Consider the following 22,250-nt stretch of genomic DNA (forward strand, 5'->3'; position numbering starts at 1 on the left):
GACTCGGGAGGTTCCCGGCATGCCGAGTCAGGCGGTTTGTTGTGCTCTGCTGGTTCGTTGTGCTCCGCTGGTTCGGGCGGCGCGAATGAAACCGCCTTGCGGGTACGGGATCGGGCTGAGGCCCGCCGCCGATGCGAGGTTCCCGGCGTGGGCGGGTGAGCGTTCTGTGGGGTTTGGGCCGGTGGGGCTCTCGTCCTGAACCGCTTCTCACCAGCGCAATCGTGTCGGTCTTTCACTTCCCGGCTCGGGGAACTGCTCCGGTCGTCTGAGCGGTCCACTCGCTGAGTCAGGAACCCGGGCCTGGGGTCACCCCACTGAGCCGGGGACCTGCGTCAGTACCGGTTCGCCCCGGTCGCACCGGCCGTCATTCGGGCTTCGCGTGACGTCTTCCGCACTGCCGGGGAGAGGTCACATTCCCGAACGTGGATCTCTGTTGTTCGCCCGCTCGGCGGTGGAAGCCGCTGCCGCTGTCGCGACTGAGTCTTCGCATGAGAGTCTCGGCGGCATCGACTCCGGCGAGCTCGGGGTGCGCGCGGTAATGGTGAGCGAGATTCGGCTCTCTGTTTTGTCGTAACTCGTCCGTATCATGAATTTTGGGGCCCCTTTGGGGCGAGCGGGGGAGTGCGCGTTTCGCGCGGTCGTCCGCCGTTGAACGCTGCCCGAAGGTGCCCGCGACCTGCGGGAATCCGTCTGGGGGGCGGCGAGTTCGCCGAGCCGGTCGCGGGGGCTCGCCGCCGCGACCGCCCTTTAGTCGGCGGCCAGCAGGTCCCCGATGTTGCGCAGCGCCTCAAGATCATGAACGTCGCCCGGCTGCGCGGCGACCCGCGTCGTCGGCACCTCCGGGTGGGCCGTGGTGAAACGCCCGGCGACCCGCTCCTCGCGTTCGGCCTGGGCGACGAGGTCGGCGTGAATGCGCAGGACACCCGCCGTGACCGGCGACAGTCCGTGCTCCTCAAGTCCCTCGGCGGCCCCGAGGCTGCGCTGCGCCGACAGTTCGCCGACGCCTGTCGTGTGCACGCGGTTGAGGATCATCCCGGCCAGCGGCATGCGCTCCTCCGTGAGACGTCCGGCGAAGTACGCGGCCTCCCGCACGGCGTCGGGTTCAGGCGTGGCGACGACGAGGAACGCCGTCTCACGATCCTGCAGCACCTTGTAGGTCTGCTCGGCGCGGGAGCGGAACCCCCCGAAGGTCGAGTCCAGTGAGGACACGAAGGTCCCTATGTCGGTGAGCAGCCGCCCGCCGAGGATCTTGGCGATCGTGTTCGTGAAGAACGACGTCGCGGCCGTCATCACGGAGAACACGCTGCGTCCACTGCGCGCCGGGGCCAGCAGCAGGCGCAGCATCTTCCCGTCGAGGAAGCGCGCGAGACGCTGCGGCGCGTCGAGGAAGTCCAGGGCCGACCGCGACGGCGGCGTGTCCACGACGATCAGGTCCCAGGAGTCGGCGGCGCGCAACTGCGCGAGCTTCTCCATCGCCATGTACTCCTGTGTGCCGGAGAACGTCGAACTCATCGCCTGGTAGAAGGGGTTGGCGAAGATCTCGGCGGCCTTCTCCTCGCTGGTGTGGGAGAGCACGACCTCGTCGAAGGTGCGCTTCATGTCCAGCATCATCGCGTCGAGCTGCCCGCCGGTGGCCTGCGCGACCGTGCGCGGCGTGTTCGACAGCTCCGTCAGCCCCAGTGACTGCGCGAGGCGCCGCGCCGGGTCGATGGTGAGCACGACGGCTCGGCGGTCGTGCTTCTCGGCGGCCCGCAGCGCCAGCGCGGCCGCGGTCGTGGTCTTCCCGACCCCGCCCGAGCCGCAGCATACGACGATGCGAATACCGCGGTCGCCGAGTAGCGCGTCGACGTCCAGACTCATTGGGGCTCCTCCCCCGAAAGCAGCTCACTGAGCTGGTAGAGCCCCGACAGGTCGACGCCCTCGGCGAGCATGGGCAGTTCGATCAGCGGGTAGGGCTCACCGGCGAGCTCGGCGCGCAGCCCGGCCTCCAGGTCAAGGCGGACCTGGTGGGCGCGGACCTCGTCGAGGAGCCCGGCGACGACGGTCTTGTCGGCGGGGAGACCGGCGGCGGCGAGGCCGCGCTTGAGTTCGGCCTGGGTGACGCGGGCGCCCGCCAGGGGGTCGGTGCGCACGTTGTTGAGGATGATCGAGCCGATGGGCAGGCCGTGGGCGGTGAGTTCGGTGATCGCGTCGGCGGTCTCCTGCACCGGCATCTCCTCCAGGAGCGTCACGACGTGCACGGCCGTGGTGGCCTTCGAGCGCAGGATCGCCGCGACGCCTTCGCTGTGCGACTTGATCGGGCCGACCTTGGCGAGCTTCGCGGCCTCGGCGGTGACGTTGAGGAAGCGGGTGACGCGGCCCGTCGGCGGCGCGTCGAGGACGACGGCGTCGTAGGCGCGTTTCCCGTTGGCCATGCGCGTCGTGGCCTCCTTCACCTTGCCGGTGAGGAGGATGTCACGCAGGCCCGGTGCGATGGTGGTGGCGAAGTCGATGGCGCCGAGTTTCTTCAGCGCGCGCCCGGCCCGGCCGAGTTTGTAGAACATCGCCAGGTAGTCGAGGAGGGCCTCCTCGGCGTCGACGGCCAGCGCGTACACGGCCCCGCCGTGGGGCGCGCGGGCGATGCGGCGCTCCTCGTAGGGCAGTGGGGGCACGTCGAACAGCTGGGCGATGCCCTGCCTGCCCTCGACCTCCACCAGCAGCGTGCGTCGGCCGCCTGCGGCCAGGGACAGCGCGAGCGCGGCGGCGACCGTCGTCTTGCCGGTGCCGCCCTTGCCGGTCACGATGTGGAGCCGGGTGCTCGCCAGCTTGTGGCGTGGGGTCTGCTTGGACATCAGGATCTAGGCTACGACGCCTTTCACGCCGGCGTCGTCAACCCGCACACGTACCAGTCTTGTGCCTTGACCACGCTGAACGTCCAGGTCTCGGCTTCCGTGCCCGCCGACGTGGTGCTCGACACGTCGGCGGTGACGGTGGCGGCACGTCCGGTTTCACTCGATGTGGTGACGTGGTCCCAGGCGAGTTGGACCTGGTCGCCGGTGGTCTTCTCGGCGGTGGTGACGGCGTCGAGGTAGACGGCGAAGTCGGAGTCGCGGATGTCGGCGCACACGTAGCGGCGGGCGGCCTGCGGGTCGCGGTCGGTGAGGAGGGCGCCGAGGAAACCCTCGACGGCCTGGTTCGGGTCCGCGGGTCCCTGGTCGGCGAGGTTGTCGATCAGGAGGTATCCGCCGACGGCCGCCAGGGCGCAGAAGGCGAGCAGCGCGGCGAGGAGGGCGAAGGCTCCTCCGCGCGGTTTCCGGGCGGGCGGGTCCTCGGGAGGGGCCTGCTGAGGGGATGGCTCGGTGTCAACGCCTGCGGTCTCATGCGTCATTCGGTCCCCCCGAGGGAAGGCTAGGTATGCAGGGTAACGCTCTGCCGTGTCTAACGTGACGGTGTCGGGGAACGTGACGGGCCGGTGAGCGGTCGTGACGGTTTCGGTATCGTCGCGCCATGCAGAAGTGGGAGTACGTGACGGTCCCGGTGCTGGTCCATGCGACGAAGCAGATCCTCGACAACTGGGGTGAGGACGGCTGGGAGCTGGTGCAGATCGTGCCCGGCATGAACCCGGAGAACCTGGTGGCCTATTTCAAGCGCCCGAAGGGGGAGTCGGCGTGAGCGTGCGCGACAGGCTCGCCGAGCTGGGCCTCGAACTGCCGAAGGTCGCCGCCCCGGTCGCGGCCTACGTACCGGCGGTCCGGTCGGGAAACCACGTGTACACCGCGGGGCAGCTCCCGTTCGCCGACGGCGCGTTGCTCCGGACCGGTTACGTCGGTGGTGAGGTGAGCCCCGAGGACGCCAAGGAGCTGGCGGCGGTGTGCGCGCTGAACGCGCTCGCGGCGGTCGATTCGGTCGTCGGGCTCGACGGCATCGTGCGGATCGTGAAGGTCGTGGGTTTCGTGGCCTCCGCGCAGGGATTCACCGGGCAGCCGGGCGTCATCAACGGCGCGAGTGAGCTGCTGGGCAAGGTCCTCGGTGACGCGGGCGTGCACGCCCGCAGCGCCGTCGGGGTGTCGGAGTTGCCGCTGGGTGCGCCGGTCGAGTTGGAGCTCATCGCCGAGGTTCGCTAGAGCGATCTATCAAGAGTCGAGGGCCCCGGCGACCGCCGGGGCCCTCATTTCTTCGCCGGACGCGCGCGGACGTGCATGCGTTCGCCCTGCCGGCCGAAGAGGCTGAGGATCTCGACGGGGCGGCCGTCGGCGGCGCCGAACCAGTGGGGCGTGCGGGTGTCGAACTCGGCGGCCTCGCCGGGGCCGAGGACGAGGTCGTGTTCGCCGAGCACGAGGCGGAGTTTCCCGGCCAGGACGTAGAGCCACTCGTATCCCTCATGGGTGCGGGGATCGGGCTCGGACTTGGTCGCCGGGACGACCATCTTGAAGGCCTTCGGCGAGCCGGGCTGCCTGGTCAGCGGGATGATCGTCTGACCGCCGACGCTGTCGACCGGGCGCAGGCGCACGCGCGGGTCGCCGACCTCGGGGGCGCCGACGAGCTCGTCGAGCGGGACGCGGTGGGCGCGGGCGATGGGCAGGAGGAGTTCGAGGCTGGGTTTGCGCAGGCCGGCCTCCAGGCGCGAGAGCGTGCTCTTGGAGATGCCGGTGGTCTTCGACAGCTCGACGAGGGTGACGTTGCGAGACGTGCGCAGGCGCTTCAGGCGCGGCCCGACCTCGGCGAGGGTGTCGGCGAGGTCCGGCTCACCGGTGGTGTGGTCCATGGATCCAGTGTCGGCCGGTTTCCCGGAAACGGCAACGAAGGTTGCCGGATATCACGGGAGGACGCAGGCTTCGGCGCGGAGGTGATCGCGATGAGCGCGAGCAATGACCTGTACGACGTGGTAGTGATCGGCGGTGGGGCCGCCGGACTGAACGCGGCCTTGGTGCTGGCCCGGGCGAGGCGGCGGGTGGTGGTCGTCGACGCCGGCGAACCCCGCAACGCGCCCGCCGCGCACATGCACGGCTTCCTGTCCCGTGACGGGATGCCACCGAAGGAGCTGCTGGAGGCGGGACGGGCCGAGGTCGCCGGGTACGGCGGCGAGTTCGTCGCCGACGGCGTGGTGTCGGTGACGCCCGGCTTCTCGGTGGCGTTGTCGTCGGGGCGGGTGCTGTCGACACGGCGGATCCTGGTCGCGACCGGGCTGCGCGACAGGCTGCCCGACATCCCCGGACTGCGCGAACGCTGGGGTGACGACGTGATGCAGTGCCCGTACTGCCACGGCTACGAGGTGCGCGACCAGGCCGTCGGCGTGATCGCGGTGACGCCGGAGTCGGCGACGCACCACGCGCAGCTCGTGCGGCAGTGGGCGGCGGACCTGACCTTGTTCACCAACGACGTCGACGTCCCCGCCGAGGAACGCGAGCGGCTCGCGGCACGCGGGATCAAGGTCGTCGACGGCAAGGTCGCGCGGGTGGTCGTGGAAGACGACCGGGTGCGGGGTGTCGAACTCGCCGATGGTGCCGCGGTTCCGCGCGACGCGTTGTTCGTCGGCGGCGACTGGGAGCCGCGGGACGCGCTGTTGCGGTCGCTGGGGTGCGAGGTCGCCGACGGCTGGGTGCGCGTCGACGGTCAGGGCCGCACGAGCGTGCCGGGTGTGTCGGCGGCGGGCAACGTCGTCGACCAGAAGGCGACGGTGATCGCCGCGGCCGCGCAGGGCGCGATGGCCGCGATCGCGATCAACGGCGACCTGGTGGCGGAGGACGTCGAGCGGGCCGCGCGGGAGCGGCGGGTGTACGGGATGTGAGGTGGGGGCGGCGGCGGCGGCATTCGCCGGTCGGCGGCGTTCGGCGCGGGCGGGCGTTCGGCGTCGATAGGCGTCTGACACCGGTGAGCGTGCGCCGCCGACGCGCGTCTGCCACCGATGGGCGTACGGCATCGACCGGCATGTGGCGGTGACTGTCACATGCCGGTCGGTGGCGAATGCCGCCCGTTGCCGCGGCTGTCGTGGCGACGTGGCGGTTGCCCGCCTGGGACCCGCGTCCCCCTCCGCGGTGTCGGTGGTCGGGCGTAGCCTTCCTGCATGGCCGAGAGCAAGGCGCCGACCCCGCTCGCGCTCAAGCGGCGCGCGCGGCGCGTCAACCGCGTCCTCGCCGAGACGCACCCCGACGCGCACTGCGAGCTCGACTTCACCAACCCGCTCCAGCTCACCGTCGCCACGATCCTCTCGGCCCAGACCACCGACGTCCGCGTGAACCTGACGACGCCCGCCCTCTTCGCGCGCTACCCGACGGCCGCGGACTACGCCGGCGCCGACCGCGCCGAGCTGGAGGAGATGATCCGCTCCACCGGTTTCTACCGGAACAAGGCGAACTCCCTCATCGGCCTCGGCCACGCTCTGGTCACCGAGCACGACGGCGAGGTCCCCGGGAAACTTGAGCAGCTCGTCAAGCTCCCCGGCGTCGGCCGCAAGACCGCCAACGTGATCCTCGGCGACGCCTTCGGCGTCCCCGGCATCACCGTCGACACGCACTTCGGGCGTCTCGTGCGCCGCTGGGGCCTCACGGCCGAGGAGGACCCGGTCAAGGTCGAGCACATCGTCGGCGCCCTCGTCGAGAAGCGCGAGTGGACGATGTTCTCCCACCGCACGATCTTCCACGGCCGCCGCGTGTGCCACGCCCGCAAACCCGCGTGCGGCGCTTGCACGCTGGCCAAGTTCTGCCCGTCGTTCGGCACCGGTCCCAAGGATCCGGCCGTGGCGGTGAAGTTGCTGAAAGGGCCGCGCGTGCCCGAGCTGGCGGAGGCCGCAGGGGTCGCCGACCTGTTGTCCGAGGAGGCGGCGGCGTGAACGTCGCGGCGGCCGGACGTCGGCGGCGGGTGGGGTTTCCCGCGCCGTCGGCAGAACGTGAATCGGCCCAGGGGCCTCCCGGCCTCCTCCCTACGTTCGACGCTAGAGCGACGCCACGCACAAGTGGCGAACGTGAGGCCGTTTCCCTGTGGATAACCCGGGGGTTGTGGACAACCGTCGCGCACAGCCGGGCCCGCTCGACCGAGGAGACCACCGCGTGAAGTCCCGCACCTGGACCGTGGCGGTCCTCGCCGCCCTCGCCCTGTTCACGTCGGCGTGCTCCGGCCCGTCCGGAGACGTCGACGCGCCCCCGGCCGGCGAACAGGCCACCGACTGGGGCGTCCCATGCCCCGAACCGTCCGGCACCCCCGGCGGCGGCGACGCCTTCACCACCCTCACCCTGCCCTGCCTGGGCGGCGGCACCGTCGCCGGCGAGCCCATGCCCCTGGCCGCCGGCACGCCCATGGTCGTCAACGTCTGGGCCTCCTGGTGCGGGCCGTGCCGCGACGAACTGCCCGCCGTCGAGTCCTTCGCGACGAAAGGCACCGTCGGCGTCCTCGGCGTGAACACGCAGGACACCCAAGAGGCCGCCCGCGCCATCGTCGAGGACTTCGCCCTCACCTTCCCGTCCCGCTACGACCCCGACGGGGAACTCCTCGCCGTCATCGGCAAGCGCGTCCTGCCCGTCACTCTCCTCATCACCGCCGAAGGCACCGTCGCCCACACCTACACCGGTCCCGCCCTCACCGAAGACGCCCTCGCGGGCCTGGTCAAGGAACATCTGGGCGTCGGCTAGGCGGCACGAGGCGGCACATACCGCCCCGGGCCGGGTAGCCTCCCTTGAGTGATCCTGCCTCTCCGCACTCCCGGGAACCGCCCATGAGGGCCAGGACCGATCTCACCCTCCCCGACTGGTGGCACCCGCTGGCCGACAAGGCCGCCACCACCGAGGGCGAGCCCTGGGTGCGCCTGGCCCCACCGAACGCCGAAGGCCGCCACAGCGCGGTCCTCATCTTGTTCGGCGAGGGCGCGCACGAGGGCCAGACCGGTCCCGACGTGCTCATCTGCCAGCGCGCCGCGAACATGAACAACCACGCCGGACAGCCCGCGTTCCCCGGCGGCGGCTCCGAGCCCGGCGACACCGACGCCGTCGCGACGGCCCTGCGCGAAGCCAACGAGGAGGTCGGCCTCGACCCCGCGAGCGTCGTCGTCGTGACGAGCCTGCCCGAGGTGTGGATCTCGGTGAGCAACTTCCGGGTGACGCCCGTCCTGGCCTGGTGGCGCGACCCGCATCCCGTCCACGCACGTCAGCGTGAGGAGGTCGCCAGCGTCGTGCGCGTTCCCGTCAGCGAGCTCGTCGACCCCGCGAACCGGGTCCGCGCGAAGCACCCCTCGGGCTACGTCGGCCCGGCCTTCCAGGTCCGTGACCTGCTTGTTTGGGGTTTCACGGCCGGTATTCTATCGGCGGTCCTCGATCTGGCCGACTGGTCGCGGCCGTGGGGACCGGGCAGGCTCGTGCCCGTCTCGTAAGGCACTGCCGATGGCGGTCGGCCCGTACCCTGGGACAAACGACGACGAGGAGCTTGCATGAGCGGCGGCACCCTGGTGGACATCGTGATCGTGCTCCTCGCGCTCATGTTCGCCATCAACGGCTACCGCCAGGGCTTCGTCGTCGGCGCCATGTCCTTCCTCGGCTTCTTCGGGGGCGCGCTGATCGGCGTGAACCTCGCGCCCTACCTCATCGGCTACTTCGACGCGCCCCTCACCCGCGTGATCGTCGCGTTGGTGGCCGTGTTCGGGCTCGCGGTCGCCGGGCAGGCGGGGATGGCCACGATCGGCGCCCGCGTGCGTGGCGCGATGCGCCGCAACGGGACCCGCACCCTCGACCACATCGGCGGCGCGATCGTGTCGCTGCTGGCGGTCCTGCTCGTCGCGTGGATGGTCGCGACGCCGCTGGCCTATTCGAGCATCCCGGGCCTCGCCGCGGCGGTGCGCAACAGCTCGATCGTGCACGTCATCGACGACTCGGTGCCCGACCCGGTCAAGGGTGTCTACGACGCGCTGCGCCGCACGGTCGACACCAACGGTTTCCCCGACGTCTTCGGCGGTCTCGGCCCGACCAACCCGCACGAGGTCGCCGCGCCCAACGAGGAGCTGAAGAAGCTCCCCGCGGTCGTCGACTCGCAGCCCTCGGTCCTGAAGGTCCTCGGCGAGGCGCCCCGCTGCGACCGCCGCATCGAGGGCTCCGGGTGGGTCTTCGCACCCGAGCGGGTCATGACCAACGCGCACGTCGTCGCCGGAACCGAAAGCCTCGTCGTGGAAACCGCCGACGGGCACCTGCCCGGCCGCGTCGTCGTCTACGACCCCAGCCGCGACCTGGCCGTCATCTACGTGCCCGGCCTCGACGCGCCCGTCATGGACGTCGCCGACGGTCGCGCCGAGGAGGGGGAGGACGCCATCGTCCTCGGCTACCCGATGGACGGGCCGTACACGGTCACGCCCGCGCGGATCCGCTCCTCGGGCCCGGTGCGCGGCCCGAACATCTACGACAACGACGAGGTCACCCGCGACGTCTACGCGCTGCGCGCGCACGTCATCAGCGGCAACTCCGGCGGCCCGCTCATCTCCGCCGACGGCGACGTCTACGGCGTCATCTTCGCCGCCGCCGTCGACGACAAGGAGACCGGCTACGCGCTCACCATGGAAGAGGTGACGCCGGTGGCCGACGCCGGTCGCGGGGCCACCGACGCCGTCGGTACGCAGGACTGCACATAGCCCGGGTGGGCCCGACTACATGCCCTTGCCGCGGGTGTTGATCTCGGCGATGTTGTCGTTGATGCGGAAGACGACCGCCAGGTACTCCAGGAACATGCGGGTGAACAGCACCGACAGGGCCGCGCCGGGCGCGCCCATGAGCAGGAACGCCAGGCCGAAGACCGGGAAACCGCTCGCGAACCCGAGGATGACCATCACCAGGTAGCTCAGGCCGATCATGACGAGGCTCACCACGTAGGTGATCTGGAGCAGCGTGGGCGTGGCGAAGCTGCGGAACGAGAAGTCGAAAAGGGACGCGATGAAGCTCGGCTGGGCGGGGCCGGCCGCCGCGTAGTTCGCGGGGCCGCCGAACTGGCCCGTGGGCGGGGCGTTGTAGGCGCCGGTCGGGTATTCGGTGCCCGGCTGAGGCTGCTGGTAGTAACCACTCGGCTGCTGACCGTCGGTGTACTGCTGGGGTTGCTGCGGCTGTGCGGGGTCCTGGGGGTAGGTCATGCCCTGCATGTTGCCACGCACACGCCAGGTGGCGCGCGGCCAGGTTGGCAGCCACAAAGGACGGAGGGGCTGCGAAGACGCAGCGTGCCACGCGTGTCGGGGGGTCAAATGAGAAAGATCGGCGCGTCCTGGCAAGTGCGTGCTCGCGTACGCATAGACTCGGCTTGCGTCAATGTTGTGCGCAATGGAGGTCGCGATGGACGAGGTACTGGCCCGGGCAGGGCTCTTTCAGGGCGTTGACCCCGAGGCGGTCGACGCGCTGACCAAGGAATTGGAGCACATCGAGGTCCGCAAGGGCCAGACGGTGTTCAACGAGGGCGAGCCTGGCGACAGTCTCTACATCGTCCTCAACGGCAAGATAAAGCTGGGGAGGCGCGCCGCCGACGGCCGCCAGAACCTGATCGCGGTCATGGGACCGAGCGACATGTTCGGCGAACTGTCCCTGTTCGACCCGGGTCCGCGCACGGCGACGGCCACCGCCGTCACCGATGTGCGCCTGGCTCGCCTGGGCAAGTCGTCGTTGCGTCCGTGGATCACCGACCGGCCGGAGATCGCCGAGCAGCTGCTGCGCGTGATCGCCCGCCGTCTGCGTCGCACGAACGACTCGCTCGCCGACCTGATCTTCACCGACGTGCCCGGCCGCGTCGCCAAGAGTCTGTTGCAGATGGCGTCGCGCTTCGGCACCCGCGACGGGGGAGTGCTCCGTGTGACGCACGACCTCACCCAGGAAGAGCTCGCGCAGCTCGTCGGAGCCTCGCGTGAGACGGTGAACAAGGCGCTCGCCGACTTCGCCGCACGCGGCTGGCTGCGGCTCGACGGCAAGAGCGTCATCATCATGGACCCGGAGCGGCTCGCGCGACGCGCGCGAGTGTTACGGGTGGAGGGGTAGAGGCCCCTCGCTTTTTCGACGCCGGGCGGCGGTCCTTCGGGGCCGCCGCTCTCGCGTGCGCGGGGTGCGGTGGTGGCGCGGTCGCGCGGAGCCTGGAGACTTCCCGTCGCTCCCGTGTGCGCGGGTCGGGATGGTCGCGCGGTCGCGCGGAGCCCGGGGACTTCCCGTCGCTCCCGTGTGCGCGGGTCGGGATGGTCGCGCGGTCGCGTGGAGCCGGGGACTTCCCGTCGCTCCCGTGTGCGCGGGTCGCGCGGGACCGCCGGCTTCCCCGTGCGCGGGGTCGCGTGTTCAGGGCCGTCCGTCGCGCAGCGGTTCACCGCTGGACACGTGAAAGTGAAGATGTTTTGAATCTTGGTACCGACCCAAGTTTGTGACGACCCTAGCGGCGCCGTGTTCGGCCGTGACCCGCGCGGCGACGTCGCGGACGACGGCGAGCACCGCGTGGACGGTGTCCACGTCGGCGTCGCCGAGGTCGATCAGCGACGGGACGTGCCGTTTGGGGACCACGACGATGTGCACCGGCCAGTACGGTCGCGTGTGGTGGAAGGCGAGGACGCCGGGCGTCTCGGCGACGACCTCGACGGGCGTGCGGCCGGAGAGGGCCTCGTCGCAGTAGAAGTCGTCGGTCACGCGGCGAGAATACCCTTCACATTCCGTGCACACGTGAGTGTCCACAAAGGACTAATCTGTCGGCATGAATCCGCTGGCGCGCTTGTTCAAAGGCCCCGGGGCCATGCCGGAGCACCTCCGCGCCCGCCTGGTCGGTGAGGACCTGGTCTTCCTCGCCGAAGGGCTGTCCGGCTCCATCACCTACCGGCGCCTGCGCGCGCCGGGGCAGTACTCCAACTGGATGCGCGAGCCCGCCACGGGCGCGATCGGGATCAGCTCGCAGGGGCTCGTGGTGTGGGCGAACAAGGTCAAGCAGATCGATGTGCCGCACCGGCACCCGCTGCGGCAGCGCATCGCGGTGCGGCTCGACGGGGAGCGCAAGGTCGTGTTCGGCTTCGAGCTGGGGTGGACGAACACGGCGGTGTCGGGGGCCGCGGAGGTCAGGCTGAAGCTGGAGCCGGGCGGGGCGCGGCGGGTGGTGGGGATTTTGACGGCGGGTTAGGCGGCGCGAAGCCGCCTGGCCTCGGCGATGGCCTGTTTGTGCAGTTCGGGGAGATCCAGCCGCTCCAGCAGCTGGGCCTCCTGGAACAGAGCCCCGCGGAGACCACGGAGGAAGGCGGCCGGGGAGTCCGCGTGCAGCGACCTGTAGTGAAGCACCGATTCGCGTGCGACGGACAGCGCGTGCGTGAGGTCCGGGGAGTCGGAGGCGTCTTTGAGCACCGAGGCGAGAGTCCACAGGCTGCGGGCGAGCTCGGGGAGGTGTGCGGGATCTGCCCCGTGGAGCGTGCGGCGAAGCGCGACGGCCTCCTCGATGGGCTCCAGGGCCGCCTCGGTCTCGCCGAGGCGGCCGAGTTGCAGCCCGAGACTGTTCAGGGCGGAGGCGAGTGCGGGCAGGTGCGATCCGTGTTCGCGGGCCAGTTCACGGTAGAGGGCGACGGACTCGCGGGCGGGGGAGATGGCCGCGCGCAGTTGCCCGGCGTCCTTTCGGCAGCGGCCGAGGTTGGAGAGGGCCTCCGCGAGGCCGGAGACGGCATCGGTGTCGGCGATGGCGGTTCTCGGTACAGGCCGACGGCCTCCTCGGCGGCGATGAGTGCCTGGCGAAAGCGTTCGGCGTCACCGAGGTGCAGGCTGAGGTTGTTGAGAGCGGCGGCGAGGCCGGGAAGTTGTGCGGGGTCGGCGGCGGTCAGCCCGCGGTACAGGTCGACGGCCTCACGGGTGGGGATCAGGGCCTCGCGGGGACGGTCGAGGTCGCCCAGGCGGAGTCCGAGGTTGTTCAGTGCCGTGGCCAGGCGTGGTGTGTACGTGTTCCGGTCGGAGTGCAGCCAGGCCCGGAGGTGGTCGACGCGGTGGAGTTCGATGGCGTGGCCGAGGCGGGCGAGCTGGTAGTGGGGATAGGGCAGCGCGAGCTGGAGTCCGGCGGCGGCGCGGGAGACGGTGGCCTCTCCCCGGCAGGCTTCCAGCGCCGAGGCGAGCAGGTTCGCCGACGCCGGTTCGCGGCGTTGGACGATGCCTTCGAGCGCGGCCCGGGTGAGCAGGTCGAGGTGGCCGCCGAGTAGTTCGGGTAGCGGCCGGTCGGTTCCGGCCAGTTCGCCCAGCAGCGCCCGGATGCTCTCGCTGCGGCGTTCCCGGTAGTCGTCGGCGATCTCGGGATAGTGGTCGGCGGTGAGGTCCATGATGTGCAGGAGACGCCCGTGGTGCGCGGCCGTGGCCGATTCGTGTGTCTGCAGGCGGGCCAGGATCTCCTGGAGGTCGACGGTCCCGGCGATGAGGTGTTCGGCGAGCAGGTCGGGTTCGACCGGTGCGATGCGCTGTGACCTGGTGTCGGGCACGTATGCCGAGCCGGGGTAGAGCTGGAAGAGGGCTTTGGCCGCGGCGTCGAGGTTCGCGACGGGCTGGTCGGCCCAGGCGGGGATCGCGCGGAGGAGGTCTCTCGCCTCGGCGACGGAGGGGGCGGTGAGGGTGATCAGGCAGACCGCCTGGCGGGCGTGGTCGTCGTGGGGCATGTCGAGGCGGTCCCGCCAGCGCTGGTTCTCGCGCGCGATCAGCTGATCGAGGAGTTCCGTGCCGAGGTCGGATTCGGCGGGGTCGGGGGCCGAGACGCCGAGTGCGCCGAGAAGAGCGGCGATGTGGACCAGGAGGGGACGGTCGTAGGCGGGTCCGTCGACGTCGGGACGGACGGCCGTGGCGGAGCCGGGCCGGGTGAAGGCGGCGAAGGCGGTGTCGAGGTGGTCCTGGCGTGCCTTGGGGGTCAGTGACAGCGAGGGCAGGGCCAGCTCTCGGTTGTGCGCCTGCCGCAGCATGGCGTGCAGGCTCCCCGATCCGTCTTCCAGGTTGTCCACGGGCGACTGGCGAGACAGCAGGAGGATCCGGACCGGAACCCGCAGGCGTTCGTCCCGGCGGAGTTCGCGGAGGTGGGTGACCAGCAGCCGGAACGGGTCGCGCCAGACGAGGTCGCCGGCGTAGTCGAACACGATGAGGGTCGCTCGGCGTGGGCTCCACTCACCCCATGACACCGCGCTCGCGACCGGGTCGACGGCGAAGCCCGCGTGCCAGGCGGTCGTGCCGGGTTCCTCCAGGAGGGTTCGGCAGAGTTCGGCGGCGAGGCGGCTCTTTCCCGTCCCGGCCGGTCCGGTGAGTGTGCGGATGGCCAGTGGATGCTCTGAGCGGCACCACGCGGTCAGGTCTTCGAGTGCGCTCTCGCGGCCGTCGGGGACGAAGGGCACGATCGCGTAGCGTGCTTTGAGGAGCTCGGCGAGCGAGACGTCGTCGGTGTCCCACTCGAACCTCTCGCGTGCGGGGCGGATCAGTTCGCAGTCGTCTCCGATGGACTCCAGCCGGGCCGGGTCCGCGCCGGTGAGGCGCTGAAAGTCCGGATCGGCGAGCAGCGCGGTGATGGGGACGGCGTGGAGACGGCCGGGGTGCCAGTCTCCCGGGGTGCTGACCAGGACTCCGAGCACACGGTCGGCGGTATCGAGGATCGTGGCTCCCGAGAGTCCGGCCCAGCCGGGCCTTCCGTCGATGTGCCGGGGGATCGATCCGGATACGTCGACGCGCATCCGGCCGTGCCGGGAGGCGCCGTCGGGGAACGCGCGGCCGAGCAGTGGGGTCAGATCATGGCCGGAGGCGGCGGGGAATCCCTGTGCCCAGATCTCGACGGGGTCCTTTCCTTCGACTCGGCCCCACCTCAGCGACACGGGTGGTGCCGTGAAACCCGCCCCGGCGACGAGTGCCGCGTCGTGCTCGCCGCCGCGCCACACCACCGAGCCGTCCGACCAGGCTCCGCCGGACGCGCTCCGCAGGCGGATCGCGTCGCCGAGGGCGAGGCCGTGTCCGGCCGTGAGCACGAGTCCGTCGACGATCACATACCCGGAGTATGTGGATTTGGTGCCGTCGGTGCCGACCTTCTTGACCTCCACCACTCGCGCCGCCCATCGGCGCGTCCATGGGACGGTCACGCCCGCTACTCGTCGTCGGGGGAGGGCGCCGACAGTTCGATGTCGCGGCGGGCGCCGTCGTCGTCCAGCCACTCCGGCTTGAGGTGCAGGGTGACCCGGTGGCTTCTGGTGCGGCCGTGTTCGCCGGTGAGCTTCCCCGTCACGACCGTCCACAGTGTGGCGCCGACCTCGGCCTTCGCCTTGTTGGCGACCTCGACCGACAGTTCGACGTCGATGCCGTCGACGCGCATCCTCAGCCGTTCGCCCGAGGCGGCCTCGATCGCGTCGCGCAACTCAGCGCGCAGGCTGGCCAGGGCGTCGGCCAGGGGCACTCCACTCGACATAGGCCGACGGTAGCCGCAGCCGTCCTTGATCGCACACAGTGGACACTCGCGCGGGGCCTAGGATCATCCCATGGGACTCGCCGCCGACATCGCCTCGGCACTGCACGGCGCCCGCGCCACCGTCGCCGACGCCCGCGCCGGGGCGCTCGCGGCGGCCGAAACCCTTGCGGGGGCACGGGCCCGGCTGGCCGCGGCGACCGACGGGAGCTCCCGCGACGAACCGGTGCGGACCCTCGCCGCCCTCGAACAGGCCGGCCAGCACATCCGCCAGGCCGCCGCCGCGATGTCCACATGCGACGACGCCGTCGGCGGCTACACCACCGTCGTGCTCGGCTTCCCCGGCGCCGAACGCCGGAGCGCCACGGGCAACCCGCCGACGAGTGACTAGTCGCCGCTACTTCCCGAAGGCCGAACCGGTCCGCTTCTGGTCCTGCTGCCGCGCGATGCAGTAGAAGGTCCGCTCACCACCGTCGAAGTCCGCCGCCTTCGGCGGCAGCACCTCCGTCATCCACGTCTCCAGCTCGCTCACCCCGACCAGCTGCTTGAGCACTTCCTTGCTCATGCAGGCGTCCTGGACGACCGGCGCGGCCGACACGTCGGGGTGGCCGGCGCTGGCCACCGTGTCGGGCAGGGTGCCCTGCGCGAAGGCCTCCCACTCGTGCTCGGTGCCGCACGCCACGTCCTTCGCCGAGGCCACCCCGGACTCGATGGTGAAGTCGTTGAAGCACTTCGGTTCCGGCAGGCAGTCGACGCCCTCGGCCTCGAAACCGCACACGGGCGTGTCCGATCCGGCGGGCGTCTCACCGGCGCCGTCCTCGTCGCCGCCGCTGAACAGCGACACGATGCCCCAGGTGATCAGGATCAGCACGACCAGTACCACCGCACCGGAGATCACGAAGAACTTCGTCCGCGACCCCTCCTCCTCACCGCTCTCCCGGCGGCGGTCGAGCCGGCTGCGGACCAGCTCGGTGCCGGGAATCCGCAGCCTCGAACGCTCCGGCGCCGGCGGCGGCTCGGGATAGCGGCGCGAACCGGTGTCGGTGAGGTCGTCGGGACCGAACGGCCCCGGCGGCGGACCCGGATACTTCGGCCCGGTGTCGTGCGGGGGCCACACCGGCGGCGGTTCCTGGCCCTGAGGGGCCTGCCCGGGCGGCGCGAAGTTGTGTTCACCGGAGCGATACGGGTCCGTGCCGGGAGGCCCGAAGTCGTGCTCACCGGAACGGTACGGATCCGTACCCGGCGGCGCGAAGTTGTGCTCGCCCGAACGGTAGGCGTCGGCCTCCGCCGGTGGCCGCGACGGCGGGCGCGGGGGAGCGGTCGGCACCGGCGGGGGCGGCGGGGGAGCCGTCTGCACCGGGGGACCCGACGCGGGCTGCATCGCCGGAGGCGCCATGGGGGGAGGCGGCGGCAGCGGCGGAGCCGACGGCGGCATGGGCGGTGCGGTGTTCGCTGCGGCCGGTACCGGGCGCGGCCGCGAACGAGGAGTCGTGGGACGGGGCGAGGGCGCGGGCGACGGGCGACGCGTGGGGGGAGCGGTCGTCGTCGGTTTGGCCAGGGGGACGCTGTCGAGCATCTCGCGGAACTGGTCGGCGGTGGGGCGGCCGTCGGGGTTCGAGGTCATCGCCGCCCGCAGCATGCCGACGAGCAGCGCCGAGGCGCCCGCCACGTCGGGGATCGGCCGCCCGAACAGCTCCATCACCTCGCGGAGGTCGCCGACCTCGCCGGTGAAGCGCGGCGGGTGTCCGGCCAGCAGCGCGTAGAGGGTCGCGGCCAGCGAGTACACGTCGCTGAACTGGCTGGCCGGTTTCATCTGGAGGGTTTCGAGGGGCGCGTAGGCCGGGGTCAGGTGCCCGATCGTGGCCTGTACGCCGGTGTCGAGGACCGAGTCGGTGACCACGGCGAGCCCGAAGTCGGCCAGCACGGGTTTCCCGTCGGGCCGGATGAGGATGTTGGCGGGCTTGATGTCGCGGTGCAGGACCCCCCGCTCGTGCGCCCCGGCGAGGGCGTCGGCGAGCTGGACTCCGATGTCGCGGACCTCGGCGTCGCCGATGGATCCCTCGGCGTCGAGGCGGTCGGCGTAGGAGCCCTCGCACAGCTCCATGACGACGTAGGGGCGGCCGTCGTCGGTGACGCCGGCGAAGTAGAGGTCGACGACGTTGGGGTGTCCCGACAGTCTCCCGGCGGCCCGGACCTCCTGCTCGAAGCGGCTGCGCTGTTCGTTCTGGGCGAAGGGCCGCTTGTCGATGCGGAGCGCGACCTCGCGGCCGGTGGAGACCTGGACGGCGCGGTACACCACGGTGTATCCGCCGCGGGCGATGACCGACAGTTCGGCCAGGTCCGGTAGGTCCGGGAGGTCGCCGGTGTCCGGGGACCAGAATTGAGCGCTCACGCAGGCAAAGGTAGAGCACGGCGGCTAGATCATGTATCCACCGTTTCGGCTCTTATCCGGATCAGTCGTGGCGAAGGTGGTCGGTTTATTCAGGATTTAATGAAGGCCGGTGAGCGCGGGGGTTCCGCGTGTTCCGGGCGGCGTCTCAGCGTGCCGGTTCGTGCACCGTTTCGGTGGCGTTCCGCAGGCGTTCGAGCAACTTCTCGGCTTCGCCGCGGTGGCTGCGCTGTTCGGTCGAGTAGGTGAGGGAGACGGCCTCGCGGGCGGCGGCGACGGCTTCGGCGCTCATGTCGTTGGCGGCGAGGGCCTTCGCGTACGCCAGTTGCGCGCCGACGCGGCTGGAGATGTCCTCACCGGGCGCCTCGATGGCGCGTTTGGCCCAGCGGAGGGACTCCTCGGCGCGGCCTTCGGTGCGCAGGACGTCGGCGTAGCGGGCGACGGCGCGGCGGCGCGGGTAGAGCAGCGTCGGGGCGCCCAGGTGCGCGGCGATGTCGCCGAAGAGGCGCAGCGCGGCGGCGTTGTCGCCACCGGCGCGGTGCGCCTCGGCGAGCAGCGCGAGGGGCCCGACGCGCGCGGATTCGAGCACGTCGAAGGGAACCGCGAGTTCCAGTGTGGACAGTGCGGCGCGTTCGGCGCCTTCGATGTCGCCGGCGTCGAGCAGGCAGTGCCCGAGGACGGTGCGGGCCATCCCGATGAGAAGGGGGTGGCCGGTGCGCAGGCCGTAGGCCTCGGCGTCGAGGGCGAGTTCGCGGGCGTGGTCGGATTCGGCGAGGCCGCGGGCGACGACGGCGCGCACGACGAGGGCGAGGCCGCGGCCCCAGTCGTCGTCGACGCGGTCGTAGTCGCGGTAGGCCTTGCGGGCGGCGGAGTCGGCGTCGGTGAGGTCGCCGAGTTCGGCGGCGGCGTAGGCGCCGACGGCGCGGAGGGTCCCGACGGCCCAGGTGTCGCCGACGCGTTCCCCGAAGGGCAGGAAGGCGGTGGCGAGTTTCGAGGCCTCGTGGAGGCGCCCGGCGAGGAGGCGGGTGAAGGCCGCGGTGCCGCGGACCCAGGCGCGGCCGATGGGGTCGCGGAGGGAGGCGATGTGGCGGGCCGCCTGGCCGAGGAAGCTGTCGGCGGCGTCGAAGTCGCCGATGCTCGTCGACACCCACGCCAGGTGCTGGAGGGCCCAGGCCTGGCTGCGGACGTCACCGACGGTCCGGCCGACGCCGAGGGCCTCGGTGAAGCGGGCCTCGGCCTCGCGCAGGCGGCCGGAGACGTAGTCGAGCATGCCGAGGCGGACGAGGACGTCGGCGCGGACGTTGGGCAGTTCGGCGCGTTCGGAGAGGTCCCCGGCGGCGCGCCAGATCGCGGCGGCCCGCAGTGGTTCGCCGAGGGCGCGGTAGATGCGGCCGGCGAGGAGCAGGGTCAGGGCGGCGACCTGGGGGTGGTCCGGGACGGTGGGCACGGCGTCGCCGGACAGGGGCATGCCGAGTTCGGCGGCGATCTTCTCGACGTCGACGAGGGAGTCCTCGGGCCGGTCGAGGCGCAGCAGCGCGCGGCCGCGGACGAGCCGGTCGGCGACCGACAGGGGCTTGAGTTCGGCGGAGCGGTCGATGAGGGCGGCGGCCTGTGCCGGTTCGCCCTGCACGATCGCGCGGCGGGCGGCGCGGCCGAAGGCCTCGACGGCGAGGCCGGAGACCGCGCGGACGACGTTGTCGGGGGTGAGGCCGATCTTGTCGGCGAGTTCGACGGCGCGCGTGGCGTGCGTGGCGATGAAGTCGTCGGCGGCCTCTTCGGTGAGGGTCCCGCCGGGTGCGCCCGCCGCGGCCCACCGCGCGAGGCGGGCGTGCCGTTCGGCGCGTTCGGCCATGCCGAGGCCGAGGTAGGCGGCCTCGCGCATGAGCGGCGTGACGAAGCGGAACCCGCCGGAGTTGCGGCGGCGCAGCATGCCGCGCGCGAACAGCTCTTCGAGGTGGCCTTCGTCGGTGTGGTCGTGGAGGGCCGACAGCGCACCGTCGGGGATGGTGTCGCCGATGACGGCGGCGTCGCGCAGGACCATCTTGGTGTCGGTGGGCAGCGCGTCGATGCGCGCGGCCAGGACGCGGGCGAGGTCGGTGGAGACGAGTTTCCCGGCCAGGGAGCCCGGCGCGAGGCGCCATTGCCCGTCGATCTCGTAGAGCAGGCCCTGTTCGGTGAGCAGCGCGACCAGTTCGGCGAGGTAGTAGGGGTTTCCCTGCACCGCGCCGAGGAGGCGGTACTCGTCGTCCTCGCGGAGTTTCCCGCCGCACAGCGCGGCGAGGAGGCGGGCGGCGTCGGCGCCGCGCAGCGGCGGCAGCGTCTGCGCCTCGGCCTCCGAGACGCGTGTGAGGACACCGGCGTGCCGGACGAGTTCGGGGCGGCCCAGCAGGAGGACCAGGACCGGGCCGGACAGGCGCGCGACGGCCGCGCCGAGCGCGTCGAGGGCGTCCGGGGTGGCCTCGTGCAGGTCGTCGACGATCAGCAGCAGCGGCGTCTGCGCCGACAGCAGGTTGAACAGGTCGGCGACCGCGGCCGGCATCGACTCCATGTCGTGGTGCTCGGGCCCGGGACCGCCGGGACGCGCGGGCGACTCGCCGGGCAGGGGCGCGAGGCCCAGCAGCGCCAGCAGCATGTCGACGCTGAAGACGGGCGGCGCCTGCTCGCCCTCGGTCTGCTTGCGGTGGCGTTCGGCGAGGCGGCGCAGGCGCTCGGTGGCCGTGGCCCGGTCGTCGCCGGGGGACAGGCCCACCGCGCGGCGGACGAGGTCGGCGAGGGGCCCGAGGCGACGGCGGCGGCCGTAGGCGGCGGCGCGGACGGCGACGACGCGCACGCCGCGCGCCGAGGCGCGGCGGCCGACCTCGATGCCGAAACGGGTCTTGCCGAAACCGGCCTCCGCGGTCAGCACGAGCGTGCGCGGCTCGCTGCGGTCGACGACCTCGGACAGGCGCCCGGCGACGATGCCCAGCTCGGCCTCGCGGCCCACGAAGGGCGCCTGGTCGCCGAGGCTGGTGCGCGTGCCGGGGGCGTCGTGCAGGCCGAGGAGTTCGTAGGCGTGGACGGGTTCGCGCTTGCCTTTCAGGCGCAGCGGCTCCAGTTTCCGCCAGGAGGCGACGTGCTTGGTGACCTGGACCGTCTCGTCGCTGGTGTAGACCGTGCCGACGGCGGCGGCGTCGGCCAGCCGCGCGGCGGTGTTGACCGTGTCGCCGATGACGGTGTACTCGACCGAGGCCTGCATACCGGCCACGACCAGGCCCGTGCGGATCCCGACGCGCAACCCCATCGGCACCCCGCCGCCCTGTTCGGCGTCGAGGACCTTGCGGACGTTGCGCTGCATCGTCATGGCCGCGCGGACGGCCCGCTCGGCGTCGTCCTCGTGCGCGACGGGAGCGCCGAAGACGGCCATGATGCCGTCGCCGGTCAGTTTGTCGACGTGACCACCGTGCTCGTTGACGGCCTGCGCGCACACCGCGAGGACACGGTCGGTGACGACACCGACCCGCTCGGGGTCGAGATCCTCCGACCACGCGGTGAAGTCCGAGAGGTCGCCGAAGAGCACCGTGCAGACGCGCCGCTCCGTTTCCGGCAGCGACGCGACGGGGGAGAGCGGGGCGCCACACGAGTGGCAGTAGCGAGCGCCGGGGACGACGACGTTCCCGCAGAAAGGACAGGTCACGGTTCCCCCAACTCCATTACCCGGTCGATATGTTCCCGGTCACGTTGATCTTGTTCGATACCCAGGTACTCCAGCTGAGCCTTGACGGTGGCCTCGGCGGCCGGCCACACGGACCGGTCGACGTCGGCGTAGACGATCTCGACGATGTCGAGCGCGCTTGTCGCCCCCTTATCGAGCGCCGCGCGCACCTGATCGAGGCGCTGCTCGCGATGCGCCCGGTACTGCTCCGCCGCCGCCTTCACCGACGGCAGCGTGGGCCCGTGACCAGGCAGAACGGGCACGTCCCCGTAAGCGGCGAGCAGGTCGAGGCTGGCGAAGTAGTCGGTGAGGTTCCCGTCGGGCCACAGCACGACCGTCGTCCCCCGCCCCAGGACGGTGTCCCCGGTGAGGACGGCGGGCTCGGGCTCGTCGGCGAACAGGCTCAGCGAGTCGGCGGTATGCCCCGGAGTGTGCCGGACACGGAGGTTCAGGCCGCTTTCATTCAGTGTCTCGCCGTCGGCGAGGGGCTCGCCCCCGAAGCACCAGCGCGGGTCCCGCGCCCGGACGGGGACGCCGAGGCGCTCGCCGAGCGCGGCGGCGCTCTCGGTGTGGTCGGGGTGCCAGTGCGTGAGCACGATCAGCGCGGCCTCGCCGTGGGCGGCGATCGCGTCGAGGTGTTCGGGCAGGACCGGGCCCGGGTCGACGACGGTCACGCGGTCGGCCGCGGTGGCCCGCAGGAGCCAGGTGTTCGTCCCGTCGAGGGTCATCGGGCCGGGATTGGCGGCACGCAGCAGGCGCGCCCACGCCGGGGCGTGGGCGCCGTCGGAGGGGCCGACTGTCGCGGGGGTCACGCTGGCGAGA

Annotated in this window: 21 protein-coding genes and 2 pseudogenes; 10 read left to right on the forward strand and 13 right to left on the reverse strand. The window is 71.7% G+C overall.

Going from position 1 to position 22,250, the window contains the following annotated elements; translation table 11 throughout:
- Window positions 1–747: 747 nt before the first annotated feature.
- From bagB to HNR73_RS15850, 3 genes and pseudogenes are all read right to left on the reverse strand, one after another.
- The gene (gene bagB / locus HNR73_RS15840) at window positions 748–1,860 is read right to left on the reverse strand and encodes an ArsA family ATPase (RefSeq protein WP_184788221.1); all 1,113 of its coding nucleotides are present in this window, start codon (window positions 1,858–1,860) and stop codon (window positions 748–750) included.
- Window positions 1,857–2,827: pseudogene (gene bagA / locus HNR73_RS15845) on the reverse strand (ATPase BagA); the annotation flags it as partial. The gene bagB and the pseudogene bagA, both read right to left, overlap by 4 nt.
- A 27-nt stretch (window positions 2,828–2,854) precedes the next feature.
- Window positions 2,855–3,367, reverse strand: coding sequence for an Rv0361 family membrane protein (locus tag HNR73_RS15850; RefSeq protein ID WP_184788225.1), 513 nt, complete (start codon window positions 3,365–3,367; stop codon window positions 2,855–2,857).
- Window positions 3,368–3,486: 119 nt separating this feature from the next.
- On the opposite strand from HNR73_RS15850, the gene sp36 reads away from it, so the two are divergent.
- Both sp36 and HNR73_RS15860 read left to right on the forward strand, forming a co-directional pair.
- Window positions 3,487–3,651 (forward strand): Sp36 family protein, encoded by a 165-nt coding sequence (sp36, locus tag HNR73_RS15855; RefSeq protein WP_184788226.1) that lies wholly within the window; start codon window positions 3,487–3,489, stop codon window positions 3,649–3,651.
- Window positions 3,648–4,103, forward strand: a complete 456-nt coding sequence (locus HNR73_RS15860; protein WP_184788228.1) for a RidA family protein — start codon at window positions 3,648–3,650, stop codon at window positions 4,101–4,103. Before sp36 ends, HNR73_RS15860 begins: the two co-directional genes overlap by 4 nt.
- Before the next feature lie 44 nt (window positions 4,104–4,147).
- Here the strand turns inward: HNR73_RS15860 and HNR73_RS15865 are convergent, their stop codons facing one another.
- Window positions 4,148–4,744 carry a helix-turn-helix domain-containing protein gene (locus HNR73_RS15865; RefSeq protein WP_184788230.1) on the reverse strand — a complete coding sequence of 199 codons (597 nt, stop codon included), beginning with the start codon at window positions 4,742–4,744 and terminating at the stop codon, window positions 4,148–4,150.
- 90 nt (window positions 4,745–4,834) lie between these two features.
- Here HNR73_RS15865 and HNR73_RS15870 point away from each other — a divergent pair, with 90 nt between their 5' ends.
- The 5 genes from HNR73_RS15870 (at window position 4,835) to HNR73_RS15890 (ending at window position 9,583) form a co-directional block, all read left to right on the forward strand.
- Complete coding sequence (locus HNR73_RS15870; RefSeq protein WP_184788232.1) at window positions 4,835–5,767, forward strand: NAD(P)/FAD-dependent oxidoreductase; 933 nt, start codon at window positions 4,835–4,837, stop codon at window positions 5,765–5,767.
- Window positions 5,768–6,043: 276 nt separating this feature from the next.
- Window positions 6,044–6,808, forward strand: coding sequence for an endonuclease III (gene nth / locus HNR73_RS15875; protein WP_184788233.1), 765 nt, complete (start codon window positions 6,044–6,046; stop codon window positions 6,806–6,808).
- Window positions 6,809–7,025: 217 nt separating this feature from the next.
- The gene (locus HNR73_RS15880; protein WP_184788234.1) at window positions 7,026–7,604 is read left to right on the forward strand and encodes a TlpA family protein disulfide reductase; all 579 of its coding nucleotides are present in this window, start codon (window positions 7,026–7,028) and stop codon (window positions 7,602–7,604) included.
- Between the two features lie 83 nt (window positions 7,605–7,687).
- Entirely contained in the window at window positions 7,688–8,338 is a 651-nt protein-coding gene (locus HNR73_RS15885) for an NUDIX hydrolase (protein ID WP_184788235.1), read from the forward strand.
- A 57-nt stretch (window positions 8,339–8,395) separates the two neighbouring features.
- Window positions 8,396–9,583, forward strand: a complete 1,188-nt coding sequence (locus HNR73_RS15890; RefSeq protein ID WP_184788236.1) for a MarP family serine protease — start codon at window positions 8,396–8,398, stop codon at window positions 9,581–9,583.
- Window positions 9,584–9,598: 15 nt separating this feature from the next.
- Here the strand turns inward: HNR73_RS15890 and HNR73_RS15895 are convergent, their stop codons facing one another.
- Complete coding sequence (locus tag HNR73_RS15895) at window positions 9,599–10,075, reverse strand: DUF4282 domain-containing protein (RefSeq protein WP_184788237.1); 477 nt, start codon at window positions 10,073–10,075, stop codon at window positions 9,599–9,601.
- Window positions 10,076–10,271: 196 nt separating this feature from the next.
- On the opposite strand from HNR73_RS15895, the gene HNR73_RS15900 reads away from it, so the two are divergent.
- Entirely contained in the window at window positions 10,272–10,964 is a 693-nt protein-coding gene (locus HNR73_RS15900) for a Crp/Fnr family transcriptional regulator (protein WP_184788238.1), read from the forward strand.
- Window positions 10,965–11,252: 288 nt separating this feature from the next.
- On the opposite strand, the gene HNR73_RS15905 is transcribed toward HNR73_RS15900, so the two are convergent.
- Complete coding sequence (locus tag HNR73_RS15905) at window positions 11,253–11,594, reverse strand: HIT family protein (protein WP_184788239.1); 342 nt, start codon at window positions 11,592–11,594, stop codon at window positions 11,253–11,255.
- A 64-nt stretch (window positions 11,595–11,658) separates the two neighbouring features.
- Here HNR73_RS15905 and HNR73_RS15910 point away from each other — a divergent pair, with 64 nt between their 5' ends.
- A complete protein-coding gene (locus tag HNR73_RS15910) occupies window positions 11,659–12,075 on the forward strand; it encodes a hypothetical protein (protein WP_184788240.1) in 417 nt (138 codons plus the stop codon).
- Here HNR73_RS15910 and HNR73_RS39805 read toward each other — a convergent pair.
- The 4 genes and pseudogenes from HNR73_RS39805 to HNR73_RS15925 form a co-directional block, all read right to left on the reverse strand.
- The gene (locus HNR73_RS39805) at window positions 12,072–12,293 is read right to left on the reverse strand and encodes a hypothetical protein (protein WP_184788241.1); all 222 of its coding nucleotides are present in this window, start codon (window positions 12,291–12,293) and stop codon (window positions 12,072–12,074) included. The genes HNR73_RS15910 and HNR73_RS39805 overlap by 4 nt on opposite strands.
- Window positions 12,294–12,395: 102 nt before the next feature.
- Window positions 12,396–12,467: pseudogene (locus HNR73_RS41190) on the reverse strand (hypothetical protein); the annotation flags it as partial.
- Window positions 12,443–15,028 carry a tetratricopeptide repeat protein gene (locus HNR73_RS40740; protein WP_184788242.1) on the reverse strand — a complete coding sequence of 862 codons (2,586 nt, stop codon included), beginning with the start codon at window positions 15,026–15,028 and terminating at the stop codon, window positions 12,443–12,445. The gene HNR73_RS40740 and the pseudogene HNR73_RS41190, both read right to left, overlap by 25 nt.
- A gap of 5 nt (window positions 15,029–15,033) precedes the next feature.
- A complete protein-coding gene (locus HNR73_RS15925; protein WP_184788243.1) occupies window positions 15,034–15,351 on the reverse strand; it encodes a trypco2 family protein in 318 nt (105 codons plus the stop codon).
- A gap of 70 nt (window positions 15,352–15,421) precedes the next feature.
- Here HNR73_RS15925 and HNR73_RS15930 point away from each other — a divergent pair, with 70 nt between their 5' ends.
- Entirely contained in the window at window positions 15,422–15,739 is a 318-nt protein-coding gene (locus tag HNR73_RS15930; RefSeq protein WP_184788244.1) for a hypothetical protein, read from the forward strand.
- Between the two features lie 6 nt (window positions 15,740–15,745).
- Here HNR73_RS15930 and HNR73_RS15935 read toward each other — a convergent pair whose 3' ends face one another.
- The 3 genes from HNR73_RS15935 to HNR73_RS15945 all read right to left on the reverse strand — a co-directional run bounded on the left by HNR73_RS15935 (window position 15,746) and on the right by HNR73_RS15945 (window position 22,240).
- Window positions 15,746–17,740, reverse strand: coding sequence for a serine/threonine-protein kinase (locus HNR73_RS15935; protein ID WP_184788245.1), 1,995 nt, complete (start codon window positions 17,738–17,740; stop codon window positions 15,746–15,748).
- A 145-nt stretch (window positions 17,741–17,885) separates the two neighbouring features.
- Window positions 17,886–21,410 carry an adenylate/guanylate cyclase domain-containing protein gene (locus HNR73_RS15940; RefSeq protein WP_184788246.1) on the reverse strand — a complete coding sequence of 1,175 codons (3,525 nt, stop codon included), beginning with the start codon at window positions 21,408–21,410 and terminating at the stop codon, window positions 17,886–17,888.
- Entirely contained in the window at window positions 21,407–22,240 is an 834-nt protein-coding gene (locus tag HNR73_RS15945; protein WP_239121913.1) for an MBL fold metallo-hydrolase, read from the reverse strand. The genes HNR73_RS15940 and HNR73_RS15945 overlap by 4 nt, the downstream gene beginning before the upstream one ends.
- Window positions 22,241–22,250: the final 10 nt, after the last annotated feature.

It is taken from the genome of Phytomonospora endophytica, from assembly GCF_014202425.1.
Classification (GTDB): domain Bacteria; phylum Actinomycetota; class Actinomycetes; order Mycobacteriales; family Micromonosporaceae; genus Phytomonospora; species Phytomonospora endophytica.